Consider the following 24,880-nt stretch of genomic DNA (forward strand, 5'->3'; position numbering starts at 1 on the left):
ACCGGTGTGTTACTTCGAATTCTCCCGCTCGCCCGCTTCCTGACGGCGTTCGACGGCCGCCTTCACCAGGCCGGCGAACAGCGGGTGCGGGCGGGTCGGGCGCGAGCGCAGTTCGGGGTGCGCCTGCGTGGCGACCAGGTAGGGGTGGACGTCGCGCGGGTACTCGACGTACTCGACGAGCTTGCCGTCCGGCGAGGTGCCCGAGAACAGCAGGCCGGCCTTCTTCTCCAGCTCCGCGCGGTAGGCGTTGTTCACCTCGTAGCGGTGCCGGTGGCGCTCCTCGACGTACTCCTTGCCGTCGTAGACCTCGCGCACGATGGAGCCCTCGGCCAGCTTGGCCGGGTACATGCCCAGGCGCATGGTGCCGCCCATGTCGCCGTCGCCGGCGACGATGTCCAGCTGCTCGGCCATGGTGGAGATCACCGGGTGGGCGGTGGCCGGGTCGAACTCGGTGGAGTTGGCGTCCGAGATGTCGGCCAGGTTGCGCGCGGCCTCGATCACGATGCACTGCAGGCCCAGGCACAGGCCCAGCAGCGGGATCCGGTTCTCGCGGGCGTAGCGGATCGCGCCGACCTTGCCCAGCACGCCGCGGTCGCCGAAGCCGCCGGGGATGCACACGCCGTCGACGTCCGCGAGCTGCGCCTTGGCGCCCGCCGGGGTCTTGCAGTCGTCGGACGTGACCCACTTGATCTTGACACGGGCCCGGTTGGCGAAGCCGCCGGCGCGCAGCGCCTCGGTGACCGAGAGGTAGGCGTCGGGCAGGTCGATGTACTTCCCGACCAGGGCGAGGGTGATCTCGTGGTCGGGGTTGTGGACGCGGTCGAGCAGGTCGTCCCAGGTCGTCCAGTCCACGTCGCGGAACGGCAGGTCCAGCTTGCGGACGACGTAGGCGTCCAGGCCCTCGCCGTGCACGGTCTTCGGGATGTCGTAGATCGACCGGGCGTCGGGGCAGGCGACCACGGCGGCCTCGTCGACGTCGCACATCAGCGAGATCTTGCGCTTGATCGCGGTCGGCACCTCGCGGTCGCAGCGCAGCACGATGGCGTCCGGCTGAATACCGATGTTCCGCAGCGCGGCCACGCTGTGCTGGGTCGGCTTGGTCTTCAGCTCGCCCGAGGGGCCGATGTAGGGCAGCAGCGAGATGTGGACGACGAAGACGTTGTCGCGGCCCACCTCGTGGCGGACCTGGCGCACCGTCTCCAGGAACGGCAGCGACTCGATGTCGCCGACCGTGCCGCCGACCTCGGTGATCACGACGTCGACCTCGTCCGTCGCCATGCGGCGGATGCGGTGCTTGATCTCGTTGGTGATGTGCGGGATGACCTGCACGGTGTCGCCGAGGTACTCGCCGCGCCGCTCCTTGGCGATCACCGTCGAGTAGACCTGGCCGGTGGTGACGTTGGCGGAGCCGTCCAGGTCACGGTCGAGGAAACGCTCGTAGTGGCCGATGTCCAGGTCGGTCTCGGCGCCGTCGTTGGTGACGAACACCTCACCGTGCTGGAAGGGGTTCATCGTGCCGGGGTCGACGTTCAGGTACGGGTCGAGCTTCTGCATCACGACGCGCAGGCCCCGCGCCTTGAGCAGCATGCCGAGGCTGGAGGCCGTCAGACCCTTCCCGAGCGAGGAGGCGACACCCCCGGTGACGAAGATGTGCTTGGTCGTCGTGGCTGTGCTGTTTCGGAAAGCAGCGGGCATGGCCAAGAGGGGGCTCCCGTGGTCGCGGTCTGGGTGCTGTGCGGCTGCCGACCGGGAATCTCCGGGGGTGCCGTCGCTGCGGTTCGGGGGGTTTCTCCCACCGGTCCACGGGCTACCAGGGTATCAGCGCCGGGACACCAAGGCTTCCGGCCACTCTCCGCGCACGCGTCGACACGGACCCGCGCGCCCTCACGGGTTTCTCACCCGTTGCTCACCCGTTCGGCTGACCCGGGTTGCCGAGAGCGGCACGCAGATCATCTACGTGCGTCGTATCCTGCTCGGACACTCGCTGCCGAGCCCGGCCGGGTAGGACGGCACACCCCCGCCCGTACTCACCGGAACAACGAGAGCTCGTCAGTTCATTGAGCATGAATCGTCGTTTTGCCACCCAGCACGGACGACTGCTTTGCTTCACCGCTCAACGACGCAATACAACGACCCCTTGACCGCACTAGCGACAGCCCCTTCCCGGGGCGACGTGGCCGTTCGACTGGAGTTGCACGTGGCCGGGCGCATCGAAGATTACGCACTCATCGGAGACATGCAGACAGCGGCGCTGGTCTGCCGGGACGGGACAGTGGACTGGCTGTGCCTGCCCCGCTTCGACTCGCACTCCATCTTCGCCGGCCTGCTGGGCACCGAGGAGCACGGCTTCTGGCGGCTCGGCCCCGCGCACGCCTCCGAGGCCGAGCCCCCCACGGCGGCCCGGCGCGGCTACCGGGGCGACTCGCTGATCCTGGAGTCCGAGTGGGACACCCCGCGCGGCACGGTCCGGGTGACCGATTTCATGCCGCCGCGTGAAGGCGCCCCCCAGCTGATCCGGATCGTGGAGGGCGTCACGGGGCGGGTCCCGATGCGCTCGGCGCTGCGGATGCGCTTCTCCTACGGCCGTGTCGTGCCCTGGGTGCACCGGCACGACGGCCGCACGGTGGCCGTGGCCGGCCCGGACTCCGTCTGGTACGACACGGAGTGCGAGACGTACGGCAAGGGGCTCACCACCTACTCGGACTTCACCGTCGCCCCGGGTGACCGGATCGCGTTCACGATCTCCTGGGAGCCCTCGCACAAGCAGCCGCCCGCGCTGCCGGAGCCGGAGCAGTCGCTCCAGGCCACCGAGGACTTCTGGCGGGAGTGGGTCGAGCACTGCACGTACCACGGCCCCTACCGCGAGGCGGTGGTCCGCTCGCTGATCACGCTGAAGGCGCTGACGTACGCCCCCACCGGCGGCATCGTCGCCGCGCCGACCACCTCGCTGCCCGAGGACATCGGCGGCGTCCGCAACTGGGACTACCGCTACACCTGGCTGCGCGACGCGGCGATCACCCTGTCCTCGCTGCTGCGCACCGGCTACCGCGAGGAGGCCCGCGCCTGGCGCGAGTGGCTGCTGCGGGCCGTCGCCGGCGATCCGGACAACCTGCAGATCATGTACGGCATCGCGGGCGAGCGGGAGCTGGGCGAGGCGGAGCTGGACTGGCTGCCCGGCTACGAGAACTCCGCGCCGGTGCGCGTCGGCAACGGCGCCGCCCACCAGCTCCAGCTGGACGTGTACGGCGAGGTCACCGAGGCGCTGCACCTGGCCCACATGACGGGCCTGGCCCGCAACGACTACGCCTCCCTGCTCCAGCTGAAGCTCATCCGCTACCTGGAGAAGCACTGGCAGGAGCCGGACGAGGGCATCTGGGAGGTGCGCGGCCCGCGCCGTCACTTCGTGCACTCGAAGGTGATGGCCTGGGTCGCCGTCGACCGCACGATCAAGCTCATCGAGTCCGGCGACGCGGACGGCCCGCTGGAGCGCTGGCGCGAGCTGCGCGACGACATCCACCGGGACGTCTGCGAGAAGGGCTACGACAAGGAGCGCAACACCTTCACCCAGTCCTACGGCTCGAAGGAACTGGACGCCTCGCTGCTGCTGATCCCGCAGATGGGCTTCCTGCCGCCGGACGACAAGCGGGTGATCGGCACCATCGAGGCGATCCAGCGCGAGCTGTCCACCCCGGACGGGTTCATCCTGCGCTACCCCACCGAGGGCGAGAGCGAGGGCGTCGACGGCCTGCCCGGCGACGAAGGCGCGTTCCTGGCCTGCTCGTTCTGGATGGCGGACGACCTCGCGATGATCGGCCGGGTGGACGAGGCCCGCAAGCTGTTCGAGAAGCTGCTGTCGCTGCGCAACGACCTCGGCCTGCTCGCCGAGGAGTGGGACCCGCGCCGCCAGCGCCAGGTCGGCAACTTCCCGCAGGCCTTCAGCCACGTGCCCCTGATCGACACGGCCCTGCGCCTGACCGCCTCGGGCGCGTACGGCGGCTGACCGCTCGGACCGCCCCGGTCGTCCCGCGCGGACGACCGGGGCGCGCCGCCGGCGAACGGCACACGACCGGGTGCTCCGCCCGCCGCCGCCGGATCCGGGACGGCTGCCGACGCCGGCCGGTCACTCGCGCATGCCCGCGAGTTCCACCGTTCCGCGGCGCAGGCAGAGGCCTGCCGGGACGACCGCCGAGATCACGGCGAGCACCGCGCAGGCGCCCACGACCGCCGCGAGCGTCGCCCACGGCACCGCGACGGACGTCCGCACCGACAGCAGGCCCAGCGCGCTCCACATGCCCGCCAGGCCGAGCCCGGCGACCAGCGCTCCCAGCAGTCCGCCGACCATGACGACCAGCAGCGCCTCGCCGCCCACCAGCCGCAGCACCTGCCCCCTGGTGGCGCCGGCCAGCCGCAGCGCAGCCAGCTCGCGGACCCGGCCGGAGGTCGCCATGACCATCGTGTTCGCCAGTGAGATGCCGGTGTACAGCAGGGCGATCCCGAGGACCAGGAAGAGGCCCGCCCGGGTCGTCCGGCCGGCCCCGGAGCGGCTCGCCCGCACCCAGGCGTCCCCGGTGAGGACCTGCCCGCCCGACGCCCGCACCGCCCGACGCAGACCGGCGGCCACGGCGGCTGTACCGGCGCCGTCCGCGAGGCGTACGTCGACCCGGTCGACAGGCGCCCCGGGGGCGTTGCGCGGGGTGACGTAGACGCCGTTGCCGCCGGTGCCGGTGGTCATGACCGCGGCGATCTTCAGGGACTTCCGCGTGCCGTCGCCGAGCCACACGTCCACGCGCTCGCCCACGGTGTGCTTCTGCCACTCCTCGTTGACGATGATCGAGTCGTCGTCCAGGTCGCTCACCTTCCCCGCGGCGAGCGGGAGGCGCGCCGTCGCCGCGAGCGGTTCCGGCTCGACGGCCCTGGCGTCGGACCTGATGAGCGCCGTGCCGTCCTCCAGGACGTACACGGCGCTCGACGAGCTCGCGGAGACCACGACACCGGACACGGCCCGCAGCCGCCTCAGCGTCGCCTCGTCGAAGCCGGCGCCGCCCGCCGCAGTGACCACGAAGTCGGCGGCCGTCCGCGCGCGCAGCTCGGCGGCCTTCGCCTCGTCGAGGGTGGCGGTGGCGCCCAGCAGCGAGCCCGCCAGCGCGACCGTGACCAGCACCGGCGCCGCGACGGCGGCGGTACGGCGCACCCCGGCCGCGGCGTTCTCCCGCACCAGCGTCCCGCCCGCGCCTGGCAGCCGGGCCGGCAGCCAGGCGATCAGCCGGGCCAGCGGCGGCACCAGCACCGGCGCGAGCAGCGCCACCGCGGTGATCAGCAGCATCGGCCGGCTCACATAGGTCTTGCGATGCAGCAGGTCGCCCGGGTCCGTCAGCAGGGCCAGGGCCTGCGTCACCGCGGCGGTGATCAGCAGGGCCGCGCCGGACAGCCCGCGGCACCGGGTCAGCGCCCGGGTGTCCACGGCCGCCTCGCGCAGCGCCTCGCCGGGAGGTGTGCGACCGGCCCGCCAGGACGCGGCCAGCACGCCGCACAGGGCCACCGACAGGCCGGTCGAGAACGCCACGGGGCAGGGCCAGGTGTCGTCGCCGATGGTGAACCAGCGGGGCGCGAGCCTCTCGTCGACCGCCCACTCGGCGAGCTTCGGAGCCCCGTAGGAACCCAGCGCGCAGCCGGCGGCCGAGGCCAGCACACCGACCACGAGCGCCTCGGAGACGACCATGCGGCGGATCTGCCCCGGGGTCGCCCCGGCGGTGCGCAGCAGCCCGAACTCGCGACGCCGTTGGGCCACCGCGAACGCGAACGTCGAGGCCACCACGAACACCGACACGAACCCGGTGACGCCGCCGGCCGTGCCGAACATGGCGTTCATCGCGGTGAGGGCCTCGCTGTCCCGGTCGGGGTCGGCGTCGGCGTACCGGCGCGCGTCCCCGGTGAGGACCTGCACGCCGCCGCTGCCGCGCACCGCCTCGCGCACGGCCGCCGCGTCTGCGTCGACCACCGACTGGAGGCTGCGCGGCGACAGTTCGGCGGCGCGGGTGTCGGTGTAGAACACGGCGTTCTCGAAGCCGAGCCCGGCCACGGTGCCGACGACGCGCACGGTGCCTCCGTCGGTCCGCACCCGGGTGCCCGGACGGGCCCAGTCACCGCTGACGACGACCTCGTCCGCGGCCTCCGGCGCGCGTCCCGCGTGCAGTTCGTACGGTGCGAAGGCCGCGGTGGACCAGGGGTGGCCCACCAGTCCGGCGGGCCCGTCGGCGGCGCGCACGGCGAACGACCGGTCCTCGACGACGGTCCCGAGGCGCCGCAGCCTCGCGAGCACGGCGTCGGGCACGGCGCGCGGCCGCGCGAGCTTCTGGGTGCGGCCGCCCTTCGAGGTGGGCACCTCGAGGGTGTCCTGGCCCTTGACGACGACCGGCGCGGCGGCGAACCGCTCCGGCCCCCGGCCGGGTGCGTGCAGCGAGGACGCCAGGGCCAGCCCCATCACCGCGATCAGCGCCACGCCCAGCGAGAGGGCGACGAAACTGCCGACGAAGGTGACCCAGCGGGTGCGCAGGGTGCGCAGCGTGGTGCTCAGCACGGCGCCGCCTCCAGCTCGGTCATGCGCGCGGCGATGTCCTCGGCGGAGGCTCCGGTCAGCTCGCCGTTGACCCGGCCGTCGACGAGGAAGACGACGCGGTCGGCGTGGGCGGCGGCGACGGGGTCGTGGGTGACCATGACGACCGTCTGGCCGTCCCGGTCGACCGTGCCGCGCAGCAGGGTCAGCACCTCGCGGCCGGTCCGGGAGTCGAGCGCGCCGGTCGGCTCGTCGCCGAACAGCACGTCGGGGCGGGTGATCAGGGCGCGGGCCAGGGCCACCCGCTGCTGCTGGCCGCCGGACAGCTCCGCCGGCCGGTGCCGTGCCCGGTCGCCGAGCCCGACCTGTTCGAGCACCGCGCGCACCTGGGACTTCTTCGGGCGGCGGCCGGCCAGCCGCAGCGGCAGGGCCACGTTCTGCTCGGCGGTCAGCGAGGGCAGCAGGTTGAACGCCTGGAACACGAAGCCGACGCGGTCGCGGCGCAGCAGGGTCAGCCCGGTCTCGCTCAGCGTGGTCAGCTCGGTGCCGCCCACAGTGACCGAGCCCGACGTGGGCCGGTCCAGGCCCGCGGCGCACTGCAGCAGGGTCGACTTGCCGGACCCGGACGGGCCCATGACGGCGGTGAAGGTCCCCCTCCGCAAGGCGAGCGACACCTGGTCGAGGGCGGTGACGGAGGTGCCGCCCGCCTCGTACCGCCGGGTCACGGACCGCAGTCGGATCGCGTCGTCGGACATGTGTTCCCTCACCAGCGTCTGCTCCTCGGTTCGTCGGTGCCTCCACGAAACCGCGGACCGCCCCGGTGACGCAGTACGGCCGGAACGAGACCTGGGGTAGGGCCAGACCTACCCCGGATACGGAGTCCGGACCGATGGCACCGGCCGATGCGGCCCCCTACGGTCATGCACATGCACCCTCGGAACGTGTGGCAGGCCATGTCCCGGCCGGGCTTCCTGCTGTCGGCCTGGCCCTGGCGCTCCGCCGCGTATCTGCTCACCGGCGCGGTGACCGGGGTCGTCACCCTGGCGGGGATCGTGACCGCGGCAGCGGTCTGCGGCGCGCTCGCCCTGCTCCTGGTGGGGCTGCCGCTGCTGGTCGTGATCGCCCTCGGCGGGATCCCGGTGGCCTGGGTGGAGCGGCGCAGGCTGCGCCTGATCGCCCGCGATCCGGTGTCCGGCCGGCACCGGGTGCCGGCCGCCCCGGGGCTGTGGGCCTGGCTGACCACCCGGCTGCGGGAACAGGCGACCTGGCGGGAGCTCGGGTACGCGCTGCTGTTCGCCGGGCTGCTGTGGCCCGTCGACGCCCTGGCGATCACGGTCGCCCTGTGCTTCCCGCTGTCCATGGCCGCCACGCCGCTGCTGATGGCCACGATCGGCGACGGCCATGAGGCGAAGGTGCTCAAACAGTGGACGGTCACCACCTGGCCGACCGCGTTCGGCGTCGCCGTACTGGGTCTGCTCCTGACGGGCCTGGGCGCTTACGCGCTCGGCGTCACGGCGGGCGCCCGTGCCGGGCTGGCCAGGCTGCTGATCGCCTCCCGCGAGGGCGAGCTCGGCGCCGAGATGGTCGAACTGGCCCGCTCCCGCGTCCGGTTGGTGGACGCCTTCGAGGCGGAGCGGCGCCGGATCGAGCGCGATCTGCACGACGGCGCCCAACAGCGCCTGGTGGCACTGACGTTGGCCCTCGGGCTGGCCCGCCTCGACGCCCCGCCCGGCCCGCTCGCCGACCAGCTCGCCAGGGCCCACGAGGAGGCGGGCGAGGCGCTCGCGGAACTGCGCGAGCTCATCCACGGCGTCCACCCCAAGGTCCTCACGGACTACGGCCTTCCGGCCGCGGTCGCCGACGCCGCCGACCGCTGCGTGATCCCCGTCGACGTCGATCTCCGGCTGCCGGGACGGCCGCCTCAGGCGGTCGAGTCCGCGGCGTACTTCGTGGTCTGCGAGGCGCTCGCCAACGTGTCGAGACACAGCGGGGCCGGCCGCGCGCGGGTGAGCGGCGGTCATCGCGACGGACGCCTGTTCCTCGAGGTGCGCGACGACGGCCGCGGCGGCGCGGACCCCTCGGCGGGCAGCGGCCTCACCGGTCTCGCGGACCGGGTGTCGGTCCTGGATGGCAGACTTGCCCTGACCAGTCCGCCGGGTGGACCGACTCTGTTGCGTGTGGAGTTTCCTTGCCAGTTGACCAGGGCGGCCGACCGCTCCGCGTAGTGCTGGCCGAGGACAGCGTGCTGCTGCGGGAAGGGCTCGTCGGCCTGCTCGGCCGCTGCGGCCACGAGGTGGTGTCGGCCGTCGGGGACGCGCGGGCACTGACCGCCGCGGTCGAGGAGCACCTCCCCGACATCGTGGTGACGGACGTCCGCATGCCGCCCGGATTCCAGGACGAGGGCCTGCAGGCGGCGGTGCGGCTGCGCGAGAAGCGCCCCGCCCTCCCGGTCCTGGTCCTCAGTCAGTACGTGCAGCGGACGTACGCCGCCGAGCTGCTGGACTCCGGCGACGGGTCGGGCGTCGGTTATCTGCTCAAGGACCGGGTCGGCCAGGTCGAGGAGTTCGTGGAAGCGCTGCGCAAGGTCGCGGCCGGCGGGACGGTGGTCGACCCGGAGGTGGTGCGCCTGCTGCTGCGCCGCCGCCGCGATCCGCTGGAGCGGCTCACCCCGCGCGAACGCGAGGTGCTGGCGCTGATCGCCGAGGGCAGGTCCAACGGCGCGATCGCCAGGGAGCTGGTGGTCTCCGAAGCCGCGATCGGCAAGCACGTCGGCAACATCCTCGCCAAGCTGGACCTGCCTCCGACCGACGCGACCCACCGCAGGGTCCTGGCCGTCCTCGCGTATCTCCGGGCCTGACCCACCGGGCGCGCCGGGCCGCCCCGGACTCCTGCGTCACGGCCGTCCGCCGGTCCCCGACGCGGTGGGGCGGGCTGCCCGATCTCGCGCCGGAGGTGCCGCCGCCGCACCTGCGCGGGTAGCGTCCGGCTCATGGACAGCGGCACGGGCAGCGGCACGGACAGCAGCATGAACAGCGGCGTGAACAGCGGGTTCGACACCCAGGGCGCCGGGATCACCGTGCAGCGGGCGCTGGAGCTGCCCGGGCTGCGCAGCGGGCTGCCCGAGGTGGTGGCGGGCGGCGACCGGCTGCAGCGCACGGTGCGGTGGGTGCACGCGGGCGAGGTGCCCAACATCGCCTCGCTGCTCAAGGGCGGTGAGCTGCTGCTGACCACGGGATACGGCCTGGGCACGCGCCCGGCGGAGCAGCGCGCGTTCGTGCGCACGCTGGCCGAGCGCGGCATCGCCGCCCTCGTCGTCGAGCTCGGCCCGCGCTTCACGCGGCTGCCGGCCGCCCTCGTCGACACGGCGCGGACGGCCGGTCTCCCGCTCGTCCAGCTGCATCGCGAGGTGCCTTTCGTCACGGTCACCGAGGAGATCCACACCGAGATCGTCAACGGCCACTACGCGCTGCTGCAACGGGCCGAGGAGGTGCACCGCCGGTGCACCGAGGCCCTGCTGGGCGGCGGCGGTGTGCCGCAGGTGCTGGGCATCCTGGCCGACTTCGGCGGCAACCCGGTCTTCCTGGAGACGACGGACGGCCGGCTCCTGTACGCGGCCGGCGCCGGACCGGAAGGAGCGGATCCGCTTCAGGTGTGGGAGGGGCTGCGCAGCCAGCACAAGGACGCGCCGCCCGCCGGTTCGGTGCTCGTGGACGTGCCCGGCGGCGGGCACGGAACGGGGTCCGTGCGGGCCCGGCTGGTGCTGCTGCCCGTACGCGCTCCGCTCGCCCCCGTCCACCGCATGGCCGCCGAGCGGGCCGCGGGCATCCTCGCGGTGGTGCTGATGCAGGCGCGGCAGGAGGAGGAGCTGGCGGCGCGCGGACGCGGTGACTTCCTGACCGATCTCGCCGAGGGCCGCATCACCGCTCAGGACGCGCCCGCGCAGGCCCGTGTGCTGGGTTTCAAGCCGGGCGACGGTCCGCTGCTGCCGGTCGTCATGCGGCTCGGCGGCGCCCTCTCCCCCGGAGGCGGCTGGGCGGTGCTGGCGCGCGCGGTCCTGGAGGAGCTGTCCTCGGTGGGGGTCCCGGTGCTGCTGGGTGTACGGCCCGTCGAGGGCCGCGTGCTGGTGCTGCTGGGCCTGCGTTCGGAGCGGGAGCGGCCGGCGGTGGCGGACCGGGCGGCTGCGGCGCTGCGGGCCGGGGTGGAACGGGCCGGCATGCAGCGCCCGGGGACCCAGCCCCCGGTGGTGGTGGTCGGGGTGGCCGGCGGCTGGGCGGCGGCGTCGGCGGGGCTCAGGCACGCGGCCGAGACGGCGGCCGCGGCGCAGGGGCTGTCGGACCGGCCCTGGCACGACGCCCGTCGTCTGGACATCGACCTGCTGCTGTGGCGGCTGCGCGACCACCCGGACCTGGCGGCGTTCGTGGACCGCGCGATCGGTCCCCTGCGTGATCACGACAGCCGTTCCCGGCCGCCGCTGCTGCCGACGCTGGAGACGTACCTGGCGCACGCGGGCCGCAAGGCGGAGACCGCCCGCGAGCTCCACCTCAACCGGCAGACGCTCTACAACCGCCTGGCCCGCATCGGCGAGTTGCTCGGCACCGACCTCGAGGACCCGCAGACGGTACTGGCGTTGAGCCTCGCGCTGCGGGCCCGCCGGCACGTCTCCTAACGCCGCACCGGAGGCCGGACGAGCGGCCAGACCTGGGTCAACTCGTCGTAGATGCTGAGTACTTGGGCCACCGTCTGGTCCTCGGTCGGCCAACTGGCCGTCTGCCGGACGCCCCGCGCCGCGAGCAGTTCCCGGCGCTCGGGGTCGCCGAGCAGGCGTACGACGGTGTCGGCGAGGGCCGTCGCGTCCCCGTACGGGACCAGGTCGGCGGCGTCGCCGACGAGTTCGGGTACCCCGCCGACCGCGGTGGCGACCAGCGGCACGCGCGCGTGCAGGGCCTCCTGGGCGAGCACCGAGCGCGCCTCCCACCTGCTCGTCAGCAGCGCGAGGTCGGCCGCGGCGAGCAGTTCGGCGAGGTCGTCGCGGAGCCCGGCGAGCCGGACCGGCAGTCGCTCGTCCTCGATCCGGCGTTGCAGGGCGGGACGCAGCGGGCCCTCACCGGCGAGCACGACGAGCGGCACAGGGTCGAGGCGGCGCCACACGCGCGCGGCGTCCAGCAGGGTCTGATGGCCGCCGTGCCGGTCGAGCGGGCCGGCCGCCACCAGCAACGGCCTTTCCGTGGCGCCGAGTTCGGCCCGGAGTTTGGCGCGCTGCCGGTCCGGGTCGTCGGCTTCGGCGGTCGCGCCGGGGCGCGGGCCGGGCAGCGACACGGCGGCGAGCCGCGCGTCGCGCGCTCCGGTCCGGCGGGCTCGGTCCACGAGGTCCGAGCAGGTGCCGAGCACGACGGTCGCCGCCTTCGCGACCCGGCGCTCCAGCAGGCGCAGCAGATGGGCGCGCGCGCCGTCGGCGTACGCCCGGCTGTGCCAGGTGACGACGAGCGGGGTGCGCCGGCCGCTGAGCGCGAGCGCGGCCCGGAAGGAGGCGTGCAGGCCGTGCGCGTGCACCAGGTCGGCGTCCCGGCACGCCTCCCGCAGCGCGGCGATCGCGCCCGGGTCGCTGCTGCGCGCCACGTGCACGTGGGCGGCGCCGGTGCCGGTGAAGTCGTAGGCGTGATCGGCCTCGACGGGGGCGCACACCGTGACCCGCAGGCCCCGGGCGACCAGCCCCGCGGCCAGCGAGCGCACGTGCGCGCTGCTGCCGGCGTTGCCGCCGCCCAGCACCTGCACGGTGCGCAGCGGCGACTGGCCGTGCGGCGAGTGGCTGCTCACGGGGGTCACGTGGCCGGGGCTCCTGGTTCGGCGTCGGGCGGTCACGAAGAACGTACAGAAGGATCGGACGGAGGGGTGTACCGCGCGGTTTCCTCCACGTACTCCTCAAGGATGCCAGCACGTACGGGTGTTCCGGGAACGCGGCGGGCCGGGTGACGGCGCGGCGCAAGAAGCACGTCACCCGTACGAGTGAAGGAGCGTGTGGTTCCGGACAGGTCTCACGCGCCGAGCGCGCGTGCCGCCCCGCTCACCCGGTCGCCGTAGGCCGCCGCGGCGACCAGGGCCACGGCGTGCGCGAGCAGTCCCGCGCGCCCGTTGCGGGCGACGGCGGCGGTCCCCAGGGCCGCGCCCAGCGCGTGCGCCCCGGTGTCGCCCAGCATGAGCCGCTCGCCGAGGTCGTTCGGCAGCACGGCCACGGCGGCGCCCACCGCCGCGGCGGCCACCCCGGCGGCCGGCCGCGCCCCGGGGCCCTCCCGCAGCAGTCCCGGCGCCCCCAGCGCGACCACCGCCGCGGCCGCCCTGCCGGGCCGTACGTCCACGAGGTTGACGAAGTGCGCGGCCCCGGCGATCACGATCCCGGCGAGCACCTTGTCCGGAAACCGCTCCTTCAGCAGCGCCCCCGCGACCAGCCCGGCCGCGGAGATCCCGAACAACTTGACCACGCCGCTGGTGACTTCACCGTCCCGCAGCGCCGACAGGTGCGCCCGCAGCCCGCGCCGGTGGTCGCCGGCCACGTCGTCCCAGGCCCCGCAGGCGCCGGCGGCGAGCACCGCGAACCCGGCGGCGGGCCGCAGCCGACCCGCGACGACGGCCGCCGCCAGGGCGGACGCGGGCCCGGCGTACAGCCCGACGGTCCGCCCGGCATAGTTCTCGCGCTCCCAGAGCCCGCGCCCGCCCGGCGACTTGGCACGCAGACCCGCGATGCCGGCGCGGGTGAGGACGGCGGCGAGACAGAAAGAGGAAGCCCGGCGAGCGCGGTCGGTCATCCGGTCACCCTACGCGGCGGCCGCTATCCGCCCGCCCGCGCGGTGGCCGCTATCCGTCCGCCCGTGCGGTGGCCAGCAGTTCCTCGGCGTGCGCGCGTGCCGTCTGCGAGTCCTCCTGGCCGGCCAGCATCCGCGACAACTCCCGGATGCGCTCCTCTCCTTCGAGGACCTTCACCCCGGAGCGGGTGACCGACCCGTCCTGGGTCTTCTCCACCAGCAGCTGCCGGTCGGCGAAGGCGGCCACCTGCGGCAGGTGCGTGACCACCACCACCTGCGCGGTCTTCGCCAGCCGCGCCAGCCGCCGCCCGATCTCGACGGCGGCCTTCCCGCCGACACCGGCGTCGACCTCGTCGAAGAGGTACGTCGGAACCGGATCCGTCCCCGCGAAGACGACCTCGACGGCGAGCATCACGCGGGAAAGTTCACCGCCGGACGCACCCTTGGCGATGGGCCGCGGCGGCGCCCCCGGGTGCGGGGCGAGCAGCAGCTCCACCTCGTCGACGCCGGACGGCCCGCAGGCGACGGTGCGCCCGCCGACCTCCACGCCCTCCGGGTCCTCGGTCTGCCGGATGTCGAACGACACGCGCGCGTGGGGCATCGCGAGCGAGGCCAGCTCCGCGGTCACCGCGGCCGCGAACCGCTCCGCCGCCTCCGCCCGGGCGTCCGACAACGCCTGCGCCAGCCCGCCCAGTTCGGCCCGCAGCGCGTCCCGCTCGGCGGTCAGCTCGCCGATCCGTTCGTCGTCGCCCTCCAGCTCGGTCAGCCGCGCGGCGCCATGCTCGGCCCACGCCAGGACGGCGGCCACGTCCTCCCCGTACTTCCGGGTCAGCCCGGTGAGCGCGGCCCGCCGCTCCTCGACGGCCGCCAGCCGCAGCGGATCGGCGTCCAGGTCGTCGGCGTATCCGGCCAGTTCCCCGGCCACGTCGCCCAGCAGGATGCCGATCTCCCCGATCCGTCCGGCGAGCGCGGCCAGCGCCGGATCGTGCGAGCGGACGGCGTCCAGCGCCCGCTGCGCACCCGCGACGAGGGTCGTGGCGTCGATGCCCTCGGGGTCCTCCGGATTGCCGGCGAGGGCGGCGTGCGCGGCCGTCGCGGCGGACGACAGCGCCTCCGCGTGCCCGAGCCGCTCCGCCTCCTCCGCCAGTTCCACGTCCTCACCGGCGCGCGGCTCGACCCCGGCGATCTCGTCGAGCCCGTAGCGCAGCATGTCGGCTTCCTGGGCCCGTTCACGCGCACGGGTGGTGATCTCGTCGAGTTCCACGGAGACGGCCCGCAGCCGCCGGTAGGCCTCGGTGTACTTGGCCAGCGGCACGGCGACGGCGTCCCCGGCGTACCGGTCGAGCGCCTGCCGCTGCCGGGACAGCTTCAGCAGCCCCTGCTGGTCCGTCTGCCCGTGCACGGCCACCAACTCGTCGGCGAGCTCCGCGAGCATGCCCACGGGCACGCTGCGTCCGCCGAGGTGCGCGCGGGAGCGCCCCTCGGCGGAGACGGTACGGCTGATCAGCAGCGCGCCGTCGTCGAGCTCGGCCCCGGCCTCCTCGGCCCGCACCGCGGCCGCGGCGCCCTCGGGGACGGCGATCCGCCCCTCCACGACCGCCTTGCCGGCGCCGATCCGCACCAGCGCCGGGTCCGCGCGCCCGCCCAGCAGCAGACCCAGGCTGGTGACCACCATGGTCTTGCCCGCGCCCGTCTCGCCGGTGACGGCGGTGAAGCCGGGCGACAGCTCCACGACCGCGTCGTCGATGACTCCGAGCGACCGTATCCGCATCTCCTCAAGCACGCACCCGACCTTACGAGGTTTCCCGCACGGTGTGCGACGCCGCCCCGCCCATCCGGCGTCCCGCGGCCCGCGACCCACCGAAGGTTCACTCACCGAACAGGCGTTCCCCACCGGAGGGACGGCTGGGCAGCGCCCCCGCAGGGGCGCGGGGAACTGCGCGACCAGCCACCACGGCGCCGCAGCCGACCGACGACACACCGCGGCAGAACGCGGCCGACCGACAGCACAACGCGGCGCAACACGGCAGAACGCCGCAGGAACACGGCACACCCAGCATCCAGCGGAGCGCCTAGTGAGGTGCTCCCCGCCACCCCGAGACCGGCAGCGCGAACTTCGCCACCAGCCGGTCGGTGAACGACGCGTGGTGCAGCCGGGCCAGCCGCACCGGCACGGCTCCGCGCCGCACCTCCACCCGCGCCCCCGGCGGCAGCTCCACCGTGCGCCGCCCGTCGCACCACAGCACGCCCGGCGGGATGTGCGGCAGCACCTCCACCGCGAGCACCGAGTCCGGCGAGGTCACCAGCGGCTTGGCGAACAGCGCGTGCGCGCTGATCGGCACCATCAGCAGCGCCTCCACCTCGGGCCACACCACGGGCCCGCCCGCGGAGAACGCGTACGCGGTCGACCCGGTCGGCGTCGACAGCACGATGCCGTCGCAGCCGAACCCGGTCACCGGCCGCCCGTCGATCTCCAGCACGACCTCGAGCAGCTTCTCGGCGGACACCTTCTGCACGGCGGCCTCGTTCAGCGCCCAGTCGGTGTGCACGATGTCGCCGTTGCGGTGGACGACGACGTCGATGGTCATCCGCTCCTCGACCTCGTACGAGCGGGTCACCACCCGGTCGACGACCTTGTCGAGGTCGTCCCGCTCGGCCTCGGCCAGGAACCCGACCCGTCCGAGGTTGACGCCGAGCATCGGCACCCCGGAGGCGCGGGCGAACTCGGCGCCGCGCAGCAGCGTCCCGTCACCGCCGAGCACGATCAGCAGCTCGCACCCGTCGAGGCTCTGCGGGGTCGCCTCCTTGACCAGTTCCACCTGGTCCGGCAGCGGCAGATCGCGCGCCTCGTACTCCAGGACGCGCACGCCGATGCCCTCGCGCAGCAGCCCCTTGACCACCAGCTCGGCACTGCGGACGGCCGCAGGCCGCCCGGTGTGTGCGAGCAGGAAAACTGTACGAGCTCGGTTCTGTGTCAACGCGGCCCCTCCGCCACTGCACGGTCAACGTCGGCCGGGTCCAGCTCGGGTGCACCGGACCGCAGCCAGAGAAAGTACTCGACATTCCCCGACGGCCCGGGCAGCGGACTGGCGGTGACGCCCCGCACTCCGAGCCCGAGCTCCCACGCCTTCTCGGCCACGCCCCGCACGGCCTCCGCCCGCAGTTGCGGGCTGCGCACGACTCCCCCGCTGCCGAGACGTTCCTTGCCCACCTCGAACTGCGGTTTCACCATCATCACCAGGTCGGCGTCCGGCTTCGCGCACCGCACCAGGGCGGGCAGCACCAGGCCGAGCGGGATGAAGGACAGATCCCCCACGACAAGATCCACAGGCTCCCCATCGATCGCTTCGAGCGTCAATTCGCGTACGTTCGTACGGTCCTTGACGGTGACGCGTTCATCGCTCTGCAGAGTCCAGGCGAGTTGTCCGTATCCGACGTCGACGGCGACGACGTGCGCGGCCCCCGCTCGCAGCAGCACGTCGGTGAAGCCTCCGGTGGACGCGCCGGCGTCCAGCGCCCGCCGGCCCTCCACGGCCAGCCCCTGCGGCGCGAACGCCTTCAGGGCGCCGGCGAGCTTGTGGCCGCCGCGGGAGACGTAGTCGGGGTCGGCCTCGTCGGCGGCGACCACGATGGCGGCCGCGGTCTCCACCTGTGTGGCGGGCTTGGTCGCGACGGTCCTGCCGACGGTGACCCGTCCGGCCGTGATCAGCTGGCTGGCATGCTCACGCGAGCGCGCGAGCTTGCGGCGGACCAGCTCCGCGTCCAGGCGGCGGCGTGCGACTCCTGCCACGGTGGGTTCAGCTCCTGTTCCCGTACGACGATCGAAGAGTGTGAAGAAAGGTGGGACCCGTAGGGTCTCATTGCGGGGCGGTGGCCGGGTGACGGGTGGGGGCCGGCGGTCCCGGACGGGCGTCGAGCGCGGTGAGCGCGTCGCGCAGCCCGCGGTGTACATCCTCGTACACCTCCACGTGTCCGTCGGTCGCCAGGTGGTCGGCGTCGGCCAGCCGTTCCAGCAGGGCGTCGACCTCGGCGTCGCCGGTCGGGGTGCGGGGCACGTGCAGGGGGGCCGGGGCGGCGGGGCCGTCCCCGGGCCCGCCCGGGGCCTCGGCCCCGGCCTCGGCCTCAGTATCGGCCTCGGTCCTGGCCTCCAGCGCCGGAATCTCCGTCTCCGCGGCTGCGTCGCTCATGCCAAGACGCTACCGCGAAGCCCTGAGGTACGGTCGATGCCGATGGCCACGATCGAGGAGTGCCGTGCCGCACTCGAGAAGCTTTCCGACAACATGCAGCACGCCGAGGGCGACGTCCGCTCGGCCACGGCCATGGAACGGTCGGTCAGCTGCCACCTGACCGACCTGGACGTCACCTTCGCCGGCCGGCTCACCGGCGGCCGGATCGAGGTGCGCGACACCCTGGAGGGCCCGCCGCGGGAGCGGGCCGACATACGGCTCAGCATGGCCGGCGACGACCTGGTCGCGCTGGTCGACGGCGAGCTGCACTTCGCCAGGGCCTGGGGCGCGGGCCGGGTGAAGCTGGACGCCGGCCTGCGCGACCTGTTCCGCCTCAGGAAGCTGCTGTAGCCGAGGCCCGCCCCGTGCACCCCTCAGCTCCTGCACCCCTCAGCTCCTGGCTCGCTCCCGGCCTCCTTCTCGGCCGGGGTCCCCGGCCGACGGCGCCGTACGCCCGCGTGCCTTCCGCGCCGCCGGCACCACCAGCGGCGTCCCCGTCTCCGGGTCGTCGATGACCTGGCAGCGCAGCCCGAAGACCTCCTCGACCAGCCCGGCGGTGACGACGTCCCGCGGCGCGCCCTCGGCGACGACCCGCCCGTCGCGCAGGGCGACGAGATGGGTGGCGTACCGGGCGGCGTGGTTGAGGTCGTGCAGCACGGCGACCAGGGTGCGGCCCTCTTCCTCGTGGAGTTCGGCGCACAGGTCGAGCACGTCGATCTGGTGCTGGATGTCCAGATAGGTCGTCGGCTCGTCGAGCAGCAGCAGCGGGGTCTGCTGGGCGAGCGCCATGGCGATCCACACCCGCTGCCGCTGCCCTCCGGAGAGCTCGTCGACGTACCGGTCGGCGAGTTCGGCGACCCCGGTCCGCGCCATGGACTCGCGGACGACCCGCTCGTCCTCGGCCGACCACTGGCGCAGGATGCCCTGGTGCGGGTAGCGGCCACGGCCGACCAGGTCGCCGACGGTGATCCCGTCGGGCGCGATCGACGACTGCGGCAGCAGGCCGAGCGTCCGCGCGACCTTCTTCGCCGGCATCGACCGGATGGCCTGCCCGTCCAGCAGTACCCGCCCTCGGCTGGGTTTCAGCATCCGGGACAGGGCGCGCAGCAGCGTGGACTTGCCGCACGCGTTCGGGCCGACGATGACGGTGAAGGAGTGGTCGGGGATCTCCACCGAGAGCTGCTCGGCGATGACGCGCTGGTCGTAGGCGAGGGTGACGTCCTGCGCGGACAGGCGGTTCACGGTGCTCCTTCGGATGGTGTCGTACGCCGGGCCGCTCATATCCGGCCCGCCCTGCGCTCGCTGACGAGGAGCCACAGCAGGTACGCCCCGCCCAGGACCCCGGTGACCACGCCCACCGGCAGCCGGTCGGCGCCGAAGACCCGCTGCGCGGCCCAGTCGGCGGTGACCAGGAGGGTGGCGCCCATGCACAGGGACGGCAGCAGGTTCGGGCCGGGTGAGCGAGTCAGGCGCCGGGCGAGCTGCGGCGCGGTCAGCGCCACGAAGGCGACGGGACCGGCCGCGGCGGTGGCGGTCGCGGTGAGCAGCACGGCGGCCACCAGCAGCAGCGCCCGGACGCGCTCCACACGCACCCCGAGGGCGTTCGCCACGTCGTCGCCCATCTCCATGGTCCGCAGCCCGCGCGCGTTGGCCAGGACGAGCGGCACCAGCACGGCGCACAGCCCGAGCAGCGGCCAGACCTGTTCCCAGTCGCGGCCGTCGAGGGAGCCGGTCATCCAGACCACCGCGCGCGCCGCGTCGACGATGTCGGAGACGGTCAGCAGGTAGCCGTTGACCGCGGTGACGATCGCGGACACGCCGACGCCGACCAGGACCAGCCGGTAACCGTGCACGCCGCGCTTCCAGGCGAGCAGGTAGAGGGCGAGCCCGGTGACCAGTCCGCCGACCAGCGCCCCCAGGGTGACCTGGGCCGCGCTCCCGGAGAACAGCACGATCACCGTGAGCGCCCCGGCCGTCGCCCCCTGCCCGAGGCCGAGCACGTCCGGGCTGCCCAGCGGGTTGCGGGTTATGGCCTGGAACAGCGCGCCGCCGAGCCCGAGCGAGGCGCCGACCAGGAGCCCGACCAGGACCCGCGGCAGCCGCAGTTCGTTGACGATGAACTCCTGCCCCGCGTTGCCGTCGCCCAGCAGCGTCCTGAGCACGTCGCCGGGCGGGATCGGGAAGTCGCCGGTGCCGATCAGCGCGACGCCCGCGGTGAGCGCGGCGAGCAGCAACAGTACGACGACGGTGACGGCGCGGACGTCCAGGCGCAGCGAGATCCCGCCCGGAGCCCTCAGCACACGGTTGGTCTTCACAGCTGCGCCGTCCTCCGCCGTCGTACCAGAAGGATGAAGACCGGGCCGCCGACGATCGCGGTGACGACGCCGACCTGGAGTTCCGAGGGCCGGGCCACGACGCGGCCGACGACGTCGGAACCGAGCAGCAGCACCGGCGAGAGGATCGCCGCGTACGGCAGGATCCAGCGCAGGTCGGGTCCGGTGAAGGACCGCACGACGTGCGGGACCATCAGTCCGACGAACACGATCGGCCCGCAGGCGGCGGTCGCCGCCCCGCACAGCACGGTGGCGGCGAGCATGGCCAGCGCCCGGGTGCGGTTGACGTCGGCGCCGAGGGCCTTCGCGGTGTCGTCGCCCATGGCCAGCGCGTTGAGCGGGCGGGCCAGCCCGAGAGCGAGGAGCGTGCCGACCGCGAGGAACGGCAGCACCTGCAGGATGGTCGAGTCCGTCGCGGAGGACAGCGAACCCACCGTCCAGAAACGCATCTTGCCCAGCGCCGCCTGATCCATGATCATCACGGCCTGGAGGTAGCCGTACAGGGCGGCGCTGATCGCGGTGCCGGCCAGCGCGAGCCGCACCGGGGTGGCGCCCCGGCTGCCGCCCAGGAACCACACCAGCGCCCCGACCGCGGCCGCGCCGAGGAAGGCGAACCACACGTACCCGGTCAGCGAGGTGACGCCGAGGTACGTCATGGCGGTGACGACCGCGGCGGAGGCGCCGGCGTTGATGCCGAGCAGCCCGGGATCGGCCAGCGGGTTGCGGGTGAGCGCCTGCAGCACGGCCCCGGACAGGCCGAGCGCGGCGCCCGCCAGCAGCCCGAGGAGGGTCCGCGACAGCCGCTCGTCCACGACGACGTCGCCGTACGTCCCCGTGTCCTGGAACAGCCCGTGCCAGACCTGATCCGGGCTCAGCTCCTTCGCACCGATGGCGATGCTCGCCAGCGCGAGGAGCACCAGGACCGCCGCGGACACGAGCAGCCCGGCGGCGCGTACCGCCCGGCGGGTGGGGGGCGCGGGGGCGGTGTCCGCGCGCTGTTCGGGAGGACCGTCGACCAACACGCAGTTAGGTTAGCCTACCCTCACACCATTCCTCTCCGGCCTCCGCTCTTCCCCTCTCCGCCGCGGCGTCGGCTCACAGGCCCAGTCGGGCCAGTGCCTTCCCCGGGTCGAGCGTGCACACGCCGTCCCCGGCCGCCGTCCAGGCCGCGGCGCACAGGGCCCGCAGTCCGTCCAGGGTCTCGCCGTCGCCGTCCAGTTCGAGCTCGGTGCCCGCGGTCGCCGTCCAGCCGCCGCAGCGGAACCCGTCGCCCGCCTGCGTGATCTCCGGCTGCCCGGTGAGCAGCCCGCGCAGGTCGGCGTCGACGTACGTCGGCCGGTGCTGCGGCGGCGCGGCGAGGAGCTGCGCGCCGTCGGTCACGCCGGTCAGGACGAGCAGCGAGTCGACGTCTCCGTTGAACGCGCCCTCGATGTCCGTGTCCAGGCGGTCCCCGACCACCAGCGGCCGCTCGGCGCCGGTGCGCAGGATGGTCTCCCGGTGCATCGGAGGCAGCGGCTTGCCCGCGACCTGCGGCTCGGCGCCGGTCGCGATCCGGACGACCTCCACCGCGGCCCCGTTGCCCGGAGCGATCCCGCGTGCGCCCGGAATGGTCAGGTCGGTGTTGGATGCGTACCAGGGCACCCCGCGCGCGATGGCGTAACAGGCCTCCGCGAAACGCCCCCACGGCAACTCGGGCCCCCCGTAGCCCTGTACGACCGCCACCGGATCGTCGTCCGCCGACTCGACCGGCTCGAGCCCCCGCTCGCGCAGGGCGACCCGCAGCCCGTCCCCGCCGATCACCAGCACCCGCGCCCCCGACGGCACCTGATCGCTGATCAGCCGGGCGACCGCCTGGGCGGAGGTGATGACGTCGTCGGCGCCGGTCGGTATCCCCAGCTCGGTCAGGTGGCCCGCCACCGCGTCCGGGGTGCGCAGCGCGTTGTTGGTGACGTACGCCAGACGCATCCCGCCCGCGCGGGCCGCGGCCAGCGACTCGACGGCGTGCGCGATCGCGTTACCGCCCGCGTACACCACTCCGTCGAGGTCGAGCAGCGCCGTGTCGTACGCCTCGCTCAGGGCCTGCCCACTGGCCTCGGGCCTCGTCCTGACGCTCTGGCTCATTCCACATCGCTCCTCGTTCGCTCGGTTTCCCCCGATCATCCCGCATGCCACCGACACACGTACGATGCCGGGATGAACACTGCAGGTCACTCGGAAGCAATGGTGCCCCGAGGCCTCGAACTCACCCCGTTCAGAGGCCTGCGGTACGACCCCGACCGGGTCGGCAGCCTGGCAGCCGTGACGTCCCCTCCCTACGACGTCGTGGTCCGCCCCGACGGCCTGCACCATCTCCAGGACGCGGACCCGCACAACATCGTCCGCCTGATCCTTCCGCAGGCCACCACCCCCGACGCCCGCAACGAGCAGGCCGCCGACACCCTGCGCCGCTGGCTCGCCGAGGGGATCCTGACCACCGACCCCGAACCCGGCCTCTACGTCTACGAGCAGCGGGACGACGACGGCATGCTGCAGCGGGGGGTCATCGGCGCCCTGCGCGTGTCGGACCCGGCGGAGGGCGTGGTCCTACCGCACGAGGACGTGATGCCGCACGTGGTCGCGGACCGCGCGGCCCTGATGCGGGCCACCTCCGCGAACCTCGAACCGCTGCTGCTGACCTACCGCGGCGACGGCGCGACCGCGGACACCACGGAACTCGTCGAGCGCACCGCGCAGCGGCCCCCGCTGCTCGCCACCACCACGGAGGACGGCTTCGCCCACCGCCTCTGGTCGGTCACCGACCCGGCCGAGGTGGCCCGGGTGCAATCCGACCTGGCCCGGCATCAGGCTCTCATCGCCGACGGCCACCACCGCTGGGCGACGTACCGTCGTCTACGCGCGGAGCATCCCTCCCCCAGCCCCTGGGACTACGGCCTGGTCCTGCTGGTCGACACGGCCCGCTACCCGCTCCGGGTCCGTGCGATCCACCGCCTGCTGCACCACCTGCCGGTCCCGGACGCGCTCGCCGCCCTCGACGGACTGCTCCGCGTGCGGCGCCTGGACGTGTCCCTGCCGCAGGCCCTGCACGCCCTCGCCGACGCGGCCCGCGAGGGCAACGCGTTCCTGCTGGCCGGCGACGGCTCCTTCCACCTCGTCGACCGCCCGGACCCCGGCCTCCTCGCCCGTACGGTCCCCGCCGACCGCCCCACCGCCTGGCGCACCCTGGACGCGACGGTCCTGCACGCCGCCCTCCTCGACCACGTCTGGCACATCCCCGGGGACTCCCCGGACCGTGTCGCCTACATCCACGACGCGGCGGCCACGGTGGAGAAGGCCGAACGCGACGGCGGGACGGCCGTCCTGATGCACCCGGTCCGTGAGGAGGTCGTCCGCGATCTGGCCCGCCAGGGCGTGACGATGCCCCGGAAGTCGACGTCCTTCGGCCCGAAGCCCGCGTCGGGTCTGGTGCTGCGCACGCTGGAGTCCTGACGGGTCCCGACACGACGAAGGGCGGGACCCCGTAGGGATCCCGCCCTTCTCTCACGCGCGGACGCGGCGGACGTCAGTCGTCGTCGCCGTCCTCCTCCGAGGCCGCCTTCAGGACGTCTTCCACGCCCTTCGCCTCGGTCTCGGTCTCGATCTCGGCCTCAGCCTCGCCCTGGGCCTCGGCCTCGTCGTCCGCCTCGTTCTCGTCGAGGGCGTCGACGAACTCGACCCCGTCCAGCTCGGCGAGCCGGTCGGAGGCGTCCGTGCTGCCGTCCCGGTCGGCCTCGACGGCCTTGGCGAACCACTCCCGTGCCTCGCCCTCACGGCCGACGGCGAGCAGCGCGTCGGCGTAGGCGTACCGCAACCGCGCGGTCCACGGCTGCACGGAGTTGGAGGCGAGCTCGGGGCTCTGCAGCGTCACTATGGCCGCGTCCAACTGTCCGAGGTCACGCCGGGCGCCGGCCGCGACGAGGCGCATCTCGACCTGGCCCGCCTTGTCGAGCTTGTTCACCTCGGGAGCGCCGGCCATGTCCAGCGCCTTCTCCGGCCGCCCGAGCCCGCGCTCGCAGTCGGCCATGACGGGCCACAGGTCGACGGAACCGGTCATCCGCCTCGCGGCCCGGAACTCGGCGAGCGCCTCGCTGTACTTCTGGTTCGCGTAAGCGGCGAATCCGGCGGCCTCACGGACGGCGGCCACGCGGGAGGCGAGCCGCAGCGCCACCCGGGAGTAGCCGTAGGCGCCCTCGGGGTCCTCGTCGATGAGCCGCGCGACCATCACCAGGTTCCTGGCGACGTCGTCCGCGAGCGTCTTGGGCAGGCTCTGCAGCTCCTGCCGTACGTCCTTGTCGATCTCGTCGCCCGTGACGTCCTCGGGGATGGGCAGCCGCTTGATCGGCTCGCGGTCGCGGTCACGGCTCCGGTCGTCCTGGAAGCGGCCGCCGCCGCCCCGGTCGTCACGGCCCCGGAAGCCACCGGGACGGCCACCGCGGTCGTCGCGCCGGGGCCCACGGGCGCCACGGTCGTCACGGCCCCGGAAGCCTCCGCGCTCGCCGGCCCGGCTGTCGTCCCGACGGAAGCCACCGCGGTCCCCGCGGTCGTCCCTGCGGTCATCTCGGCGGTCGTCCCGGCGGTCGTCGCGACGGAAGGGGGGACGGTTGCCCCGGTCGCCGCGGTCATCGCGGCGGAACGACGGACGGTCGCCGCGGTCGCCACGGTCATCGCGGCGGAACGACGGACGCTCGCCCCGGTCGTCACGACGCGGACCCTGGTCACGGTCGTCACGACGGAAAGAGGGACGGTCGCCCCGGTCACCACGGTCGTCACGACGGAACGACGGACGGTCCCCACGGTCATCACGGCGGAACGACGGACGGTCGCCGCGGTCGTCACGGCGGAACGACGGACGCTCGCCCCGGTCGTCACGACGCGGACCCTGGTCACGGTCGTCACGACGGAAAGAGGGACGGTCGCCCCGGTCACCACGGTCCG

Annotated in this window: 20 protein-coding genes; 6 read left to right on the forward strand and 14 right to left on the reverse strand. The window is 73.9% G+C overall.

Features of this window, described 5'->3' with window-relative positions; genetic code table 11:
* Positions 1-9 precede the first annotated feature (9 nt).
* Complete coding sequence (locus tag ACZ5GT_RS35370; protein WP_469034667.1) at positions 10-1,695, reverse strand: CTP synthase; 1,686 nt, start codon at positions 1,693-1,695, stop codon at positions 10-12.
* Positions 1,696-2,197: 502 nt separating this feature from the next.
* Here ACZ5GT_RS35370 and ACZ5GT_RS35375 point away from each other — a divergent pair.
* Entirely contained in the window at positions 2,198-4,000 is a 1,803-nt protein-coding gene (locus ACZ5GT_RS35375) for a glycoside hydrolase family 15 protein (protein WP_469034669.1), read from the forward strand.
* Between the two features lie 120 nt (positions 4,001-4,120).
* On the opposite strand, the gene ACZ5GT_RS35380 is transcribed toward ACZ5GT_RS35375, so the two are convergent.
* Together ACZ5GT_RS35380 and ACZ5GT_RS35385 are read right to left on the reverse strand one after the other, a co-directional pair.
* The gene (locus tag ACZ5GT_RS35380) at positions 4,121-6,577 is read right to left on the reverse strand and encodes an ABC transporter permease (protein WP_469034671.1); all 2,457 of its coding nucleotides are present in this window, start codon (positions 6,575-6,577) and stop codon (positions 4,121-4,123) included.
* Positions 6,571-7,308: an ABC transporter ATP-binding protein gene (locus ACZ5GT_RS35385; RefSeq protein WP_469034706.1), complete on the reverse strand. Its 738-nt coding sequence runs from the start codon at positions 7,306-7,308 to the stop codon at positions 6,571-6,573. The genes ACZ5GT_RS35380 and ACZ5GT_RS35385 overlap by 7 nt, the downstream gene beginning before the upstream one ends.
* 198 nt (positions 7,309-7,506) lie before the next feature.
* Between ACZ5GT_RS35385 and ACZ5GT_RS35390 the strand changes: the two genes are divergently transcribed.
* The 3 genes from ACZ5GT_RS35390 (at position 7,507) to ACZ5GT_RS35400 (ending at position 11,219) form a co-directional block, all read left to right on the forward strand.
* Positions 7,507-8,778: a sensor histidine kinase gene (locus ACZ5GT_RS35390; protein ID WP_469034709.1), complete on the forward strand. Its 1,272-nt coding sequence runs from the start codon at positions 7,507-7,509 to the stop codon at positions 8,776-8,778.
* Positions 8,778-9,410 carry a response regulator transcription factor gene (locus tag ACZ5GT_RS35395; protein WP_469034712.1) on the forward strand — a complete coding sequence of 211 codons (633 nt, stop codon included), beginning with the start codon at positions 8,778-8,780 and terminating at the stop codon, positions 9,408-9,410. Before ACZ5GT_RS35390 ends, ACZ5GT_RS35395 begins: the two co-directional genes overlap by 1 nt.
* Positions 9,411-9,578: 168 nt before the next feature.
* Positions 9,579-11,219, forward strand: coding sequence for a PucR family transcriptional regulator (locus ACZ5GT_RS35400; RefSeq protein ID WP_469034714.1), 1,641 nt, complete (start codon positions 9,579-9,581; stop codon positions 11,217-11,219).
* Here ACZ5GT_RS35400 and ACZ5GT_RS35405 read toward each other — a convergent pair.
* From ACZ5GT_RS35405 to ACZ5GT_RS35430, 6 genes are all read right to left on the reverse strand, one after another.
* Positions 11,216-12,376: a glycosyltransferase family 4 protein gene (locus ACZ5GT_RS35405; protein WP_469034674.1), complete on the reverse strand. Its 1,161-nt coding sequence runs from the start codon at positions 12,374-12,376 to the stop codon at positions 11,216-11,218. The two genes, ACZ5GT_RS35400 and ACZ5GT_RS35405, sit on opposite strands and share 4 nt — an antisense overlap.
* A 209-nt stretch (positions 12,377-12,585) precedes the next feature.
* Entirely contained in the window at positions 12,586-13,353 is a 768-nt protein-coding gene (locus ACZ5GT_RS35410; protein ID WP_469034676.1) for a hypothetical protein, read from the reverse strand.
* Positions 13,354-13,402: 49 nt separating this feature from the next.
* Positions 13,403-15,121 carry a DNA repair protein RecN gene (gene recN / locus ACZ5GT_RS35415; protein WP_469034716.1) on the reverse strand — a complete coding sequence of 573 codons (1,719 nt, stop codon included), beginning with the start codon at positions 15,119-15,121 and terminating at the stop codon, positions 13,403-13,405.
* Between the two features lie 301 nt (positions 15,122-15,422).
* Positions 15,423-16,328: an NAD kinase gene (locus ACZ5GT_RS35420; protein WP_469034678.1), complete on the reverse strand. Its 906-nt coding sequence runs from the start codon at positions 16,326-16,328 to the stop codon at positions 15,423-15,425.
* On the reverse strand, positions 16,325-17,140 hold the full coding sequence (locus ACZ5GT_RS35425) for a TlyA family RNA methyltransferase (protein ID WP_469034681.1): 816 nt from the start codon (positions 17,138-17,140) through the stop codon (positions 16,325-16,327). The genes ACZ5GT_RS35420 and ACZ5GT_RS35425 overlap by 4 nt, the downstream gene beginning before the upstream one ends.
* Before the next feature lie 67 nt (positions 17,141-17,207).
* Positions 17,208-17,537: a hypothetical protein gene (locus ACZ5GT_RS35430; RefSeq protein WP_469034685.1), complete on the reverse strand. Its 330-nt coding sequence runs from the start codon at positions 17,535-17,537 to the stop codon at positions 17,208-17,210.
* 42 nt (positions 17,538-17,579) lie between these two features.
* Between ACZ5GT_RS35430 and ACZ5GT_RS35435 the strand changes: the two genes are divergently transcribed.
* Positions 17,580-17,927 (forward strand): sterol-binding protein, encoded by a 348-nt coding sequence (locus ACZ5GT_RS35435; RefSeq protein ID WP_469034687.1) that lies wholly within the window; start codon positions 17,580-17,582, stop codon positions 17,925-17,927.
* A 39-nt stretch (positions 17,928-17,966) separates the two neighbouring features.
* On the opposite strand, the gene ACZ5GT_RS35440 is transcribed toward ACZ5GT_RS35435, so the two are convergent.
* From ACZ5GT_RS35440 to ACZ5GT_RS35455, 4 genes are all read right to left on the reverse strand, one after another.
* On the reverse strand, positions 17,967-18,857 hold the full coding sequence (locus tag ACZ5GT_RS35440; protein ID WP_469034689.1) for an ABC transporter ATP-binding protein: 891 nt from the start codon (positions 18,855-18,857) through the stop codon (positions 17,967-17,969).
* A complete protein-coding gene (locus ACZ5GT_RS35445; RefSeq protein ID WP_469034692.1) occupies positions 18,854-19,891 on the reverse strand; it encodes a FecCD family ABC transporter permease in 1,038 nt (345 codons plus the stop codon). The genes ACZ5GT_RS35440 and ACZ5GT_RS35445 overlap by 4 nt, the downstream gene beginning before the upstream one ends.
* A complete protein-coding gene (locus tag ACZ5GT_RS35450) occupies positions 19,888-20,931 on the reverse strand; it encodes a FecCD family ABC transporter permease (protein WP_469034694.1) in 1,044 nt (347 codons plus the stop codon). The genes ACZ5GT_RS35445 and ACZ5GT_RS35450 overlap by 4 nt, the downstream gene beginning before the upstream one ends.
* Positions 20,932-21,004: 73 nt before the next feature.
* The gene (locus tag ACZ5GT_RS35455; RefSeq protein WP_469034697.1) at positions 21,005-22,030 is read right to left on the reverse strand and encodes an HAD hydrolase-like protein; all 1,026 of its coding nucleotides are present in this window, start codon (positions 22,028-22,030) and stop codon (positions 21,005-21,007) included.
* A gap of 72 nt (positions 22,031-22,102) precedes the next feature.
* Between ACZ5GT_RS35455 and ACZ5GT_RS35460 the strand changes: the two genes are divergently transcribed.
* On the forward strand, positions 22,103-23,395 hold the full coding sequence (locus ACZ5GT_RS35460) for a DUF1015 domain-containing protein (protein WP_469034700.1): 1,293 nt from the start codon (positions 22,103-22,105) through the stop codon (positions 23,393-23,395).
* Positions 23,396-23,468: 73 nt separating this feature from the next.
* On the opposite strand, the gene ACZ5GT_RS35465 is transcribed toward ACZ5GT_RS35460, so the two are convergent.
* Positions 23,469-24,275, reverse strand: coding sequence for a tetratricopeptide repeat protein (locus ACZ5GT_RS35465; protein ID WP_469034718.1), 807 nt, complete (start codon positions 24,273-24,275; stop codon positions 23,469-23,471).
* Positions 24,276-24,880: the final 605 nt, after the last annotated feature.

The sequence above is a fragment of the Streptomyces sp. NPDC031340 genome, assembly GCF_055569945.1.

Bases quoted from the DNA above. Each gene is read 5' to 3' on its own strand.
- ACZ5GT_RS35410 (WP_469034676.1), bottom strand. From the start codon at position 13,353: ATGACCGACCGCGCTCGCCGGGCTTCCTCTTTCTGTCTCGCCGCCGTC.
- ACZ5GT_RS35455 (WP_469034697.1), bottom strand. From the start codon at position 22,030: ATGAGCCAGAGCGTCAGGACGAGGCCCGAGGCCAGTGGGCAGGCCCTG.
- ACZ5GT_RS35460 (WP_469034700.1), top strand. From the start codon at position 22,103: ATGAACACTGCAGGTCACTCGGAAGCAATGGTGCCCCGAGGCCTCGAA.
- recN (WP_469034716.1), bottom strand. From the start codon at position 15,121: ATGCGGATACGGTCGCTCGGAGTCATCGACGACGCGGTCGTGGAGCTG.
- ACZ5GT_RS35400 (WP_469034714.1), top strand. From the start codon at position 9,579: ATGAACAGCGGCGTGAACAGCGGGTTCGACACCCAGGGCGCCGGGATC.
- ACZ5GT_RS35385 (WP_469034706.1), bottom strand. From the start codon at position 7,308: ATGTCCGACGACGCGATCCGACTGCGGTCCGTGACCCGGCGGTACGAG.
- ACZ5GT_RS35440 (WP_469034689.1), bottom strand. From the start codon at position 18,857: ATGAGCGGCCCGGCGTACGACACCATCCGAAGGAGCACCGTGAACCGC.
- ACZ5GT_RS35430 (WP_469034685.1), bottom strand. From the start codon at position 17,537: ATGAGCGACGCAGCCGCGGAGACGGAGATTCCGGCGCTGGAGGCCAGG.
- ACZ5GT_RS35390 (WP_469034709.1), top strand. From the start codon at position 7,507: ATGTCCCGGCCGGGCTTCCTGCTGTCGGCCTGGCCCTGGCGCTCCGCC.
- ACZ5GT_RS35435 (WP_469034687.1), top strand. From the start codon at position 17,580: ATGGCCACGATCGAGGAGTGCCGTGCCGCACTCGAGAAGCTTTCCGAC.
- ACZ5GT_RS35370 (WP_469034667.1), bottom strand. From the start codon at position 1,695: ATGCCCGCTGCTTTCCGAAACAGCACAGCCACGACGACCAAGCACATC.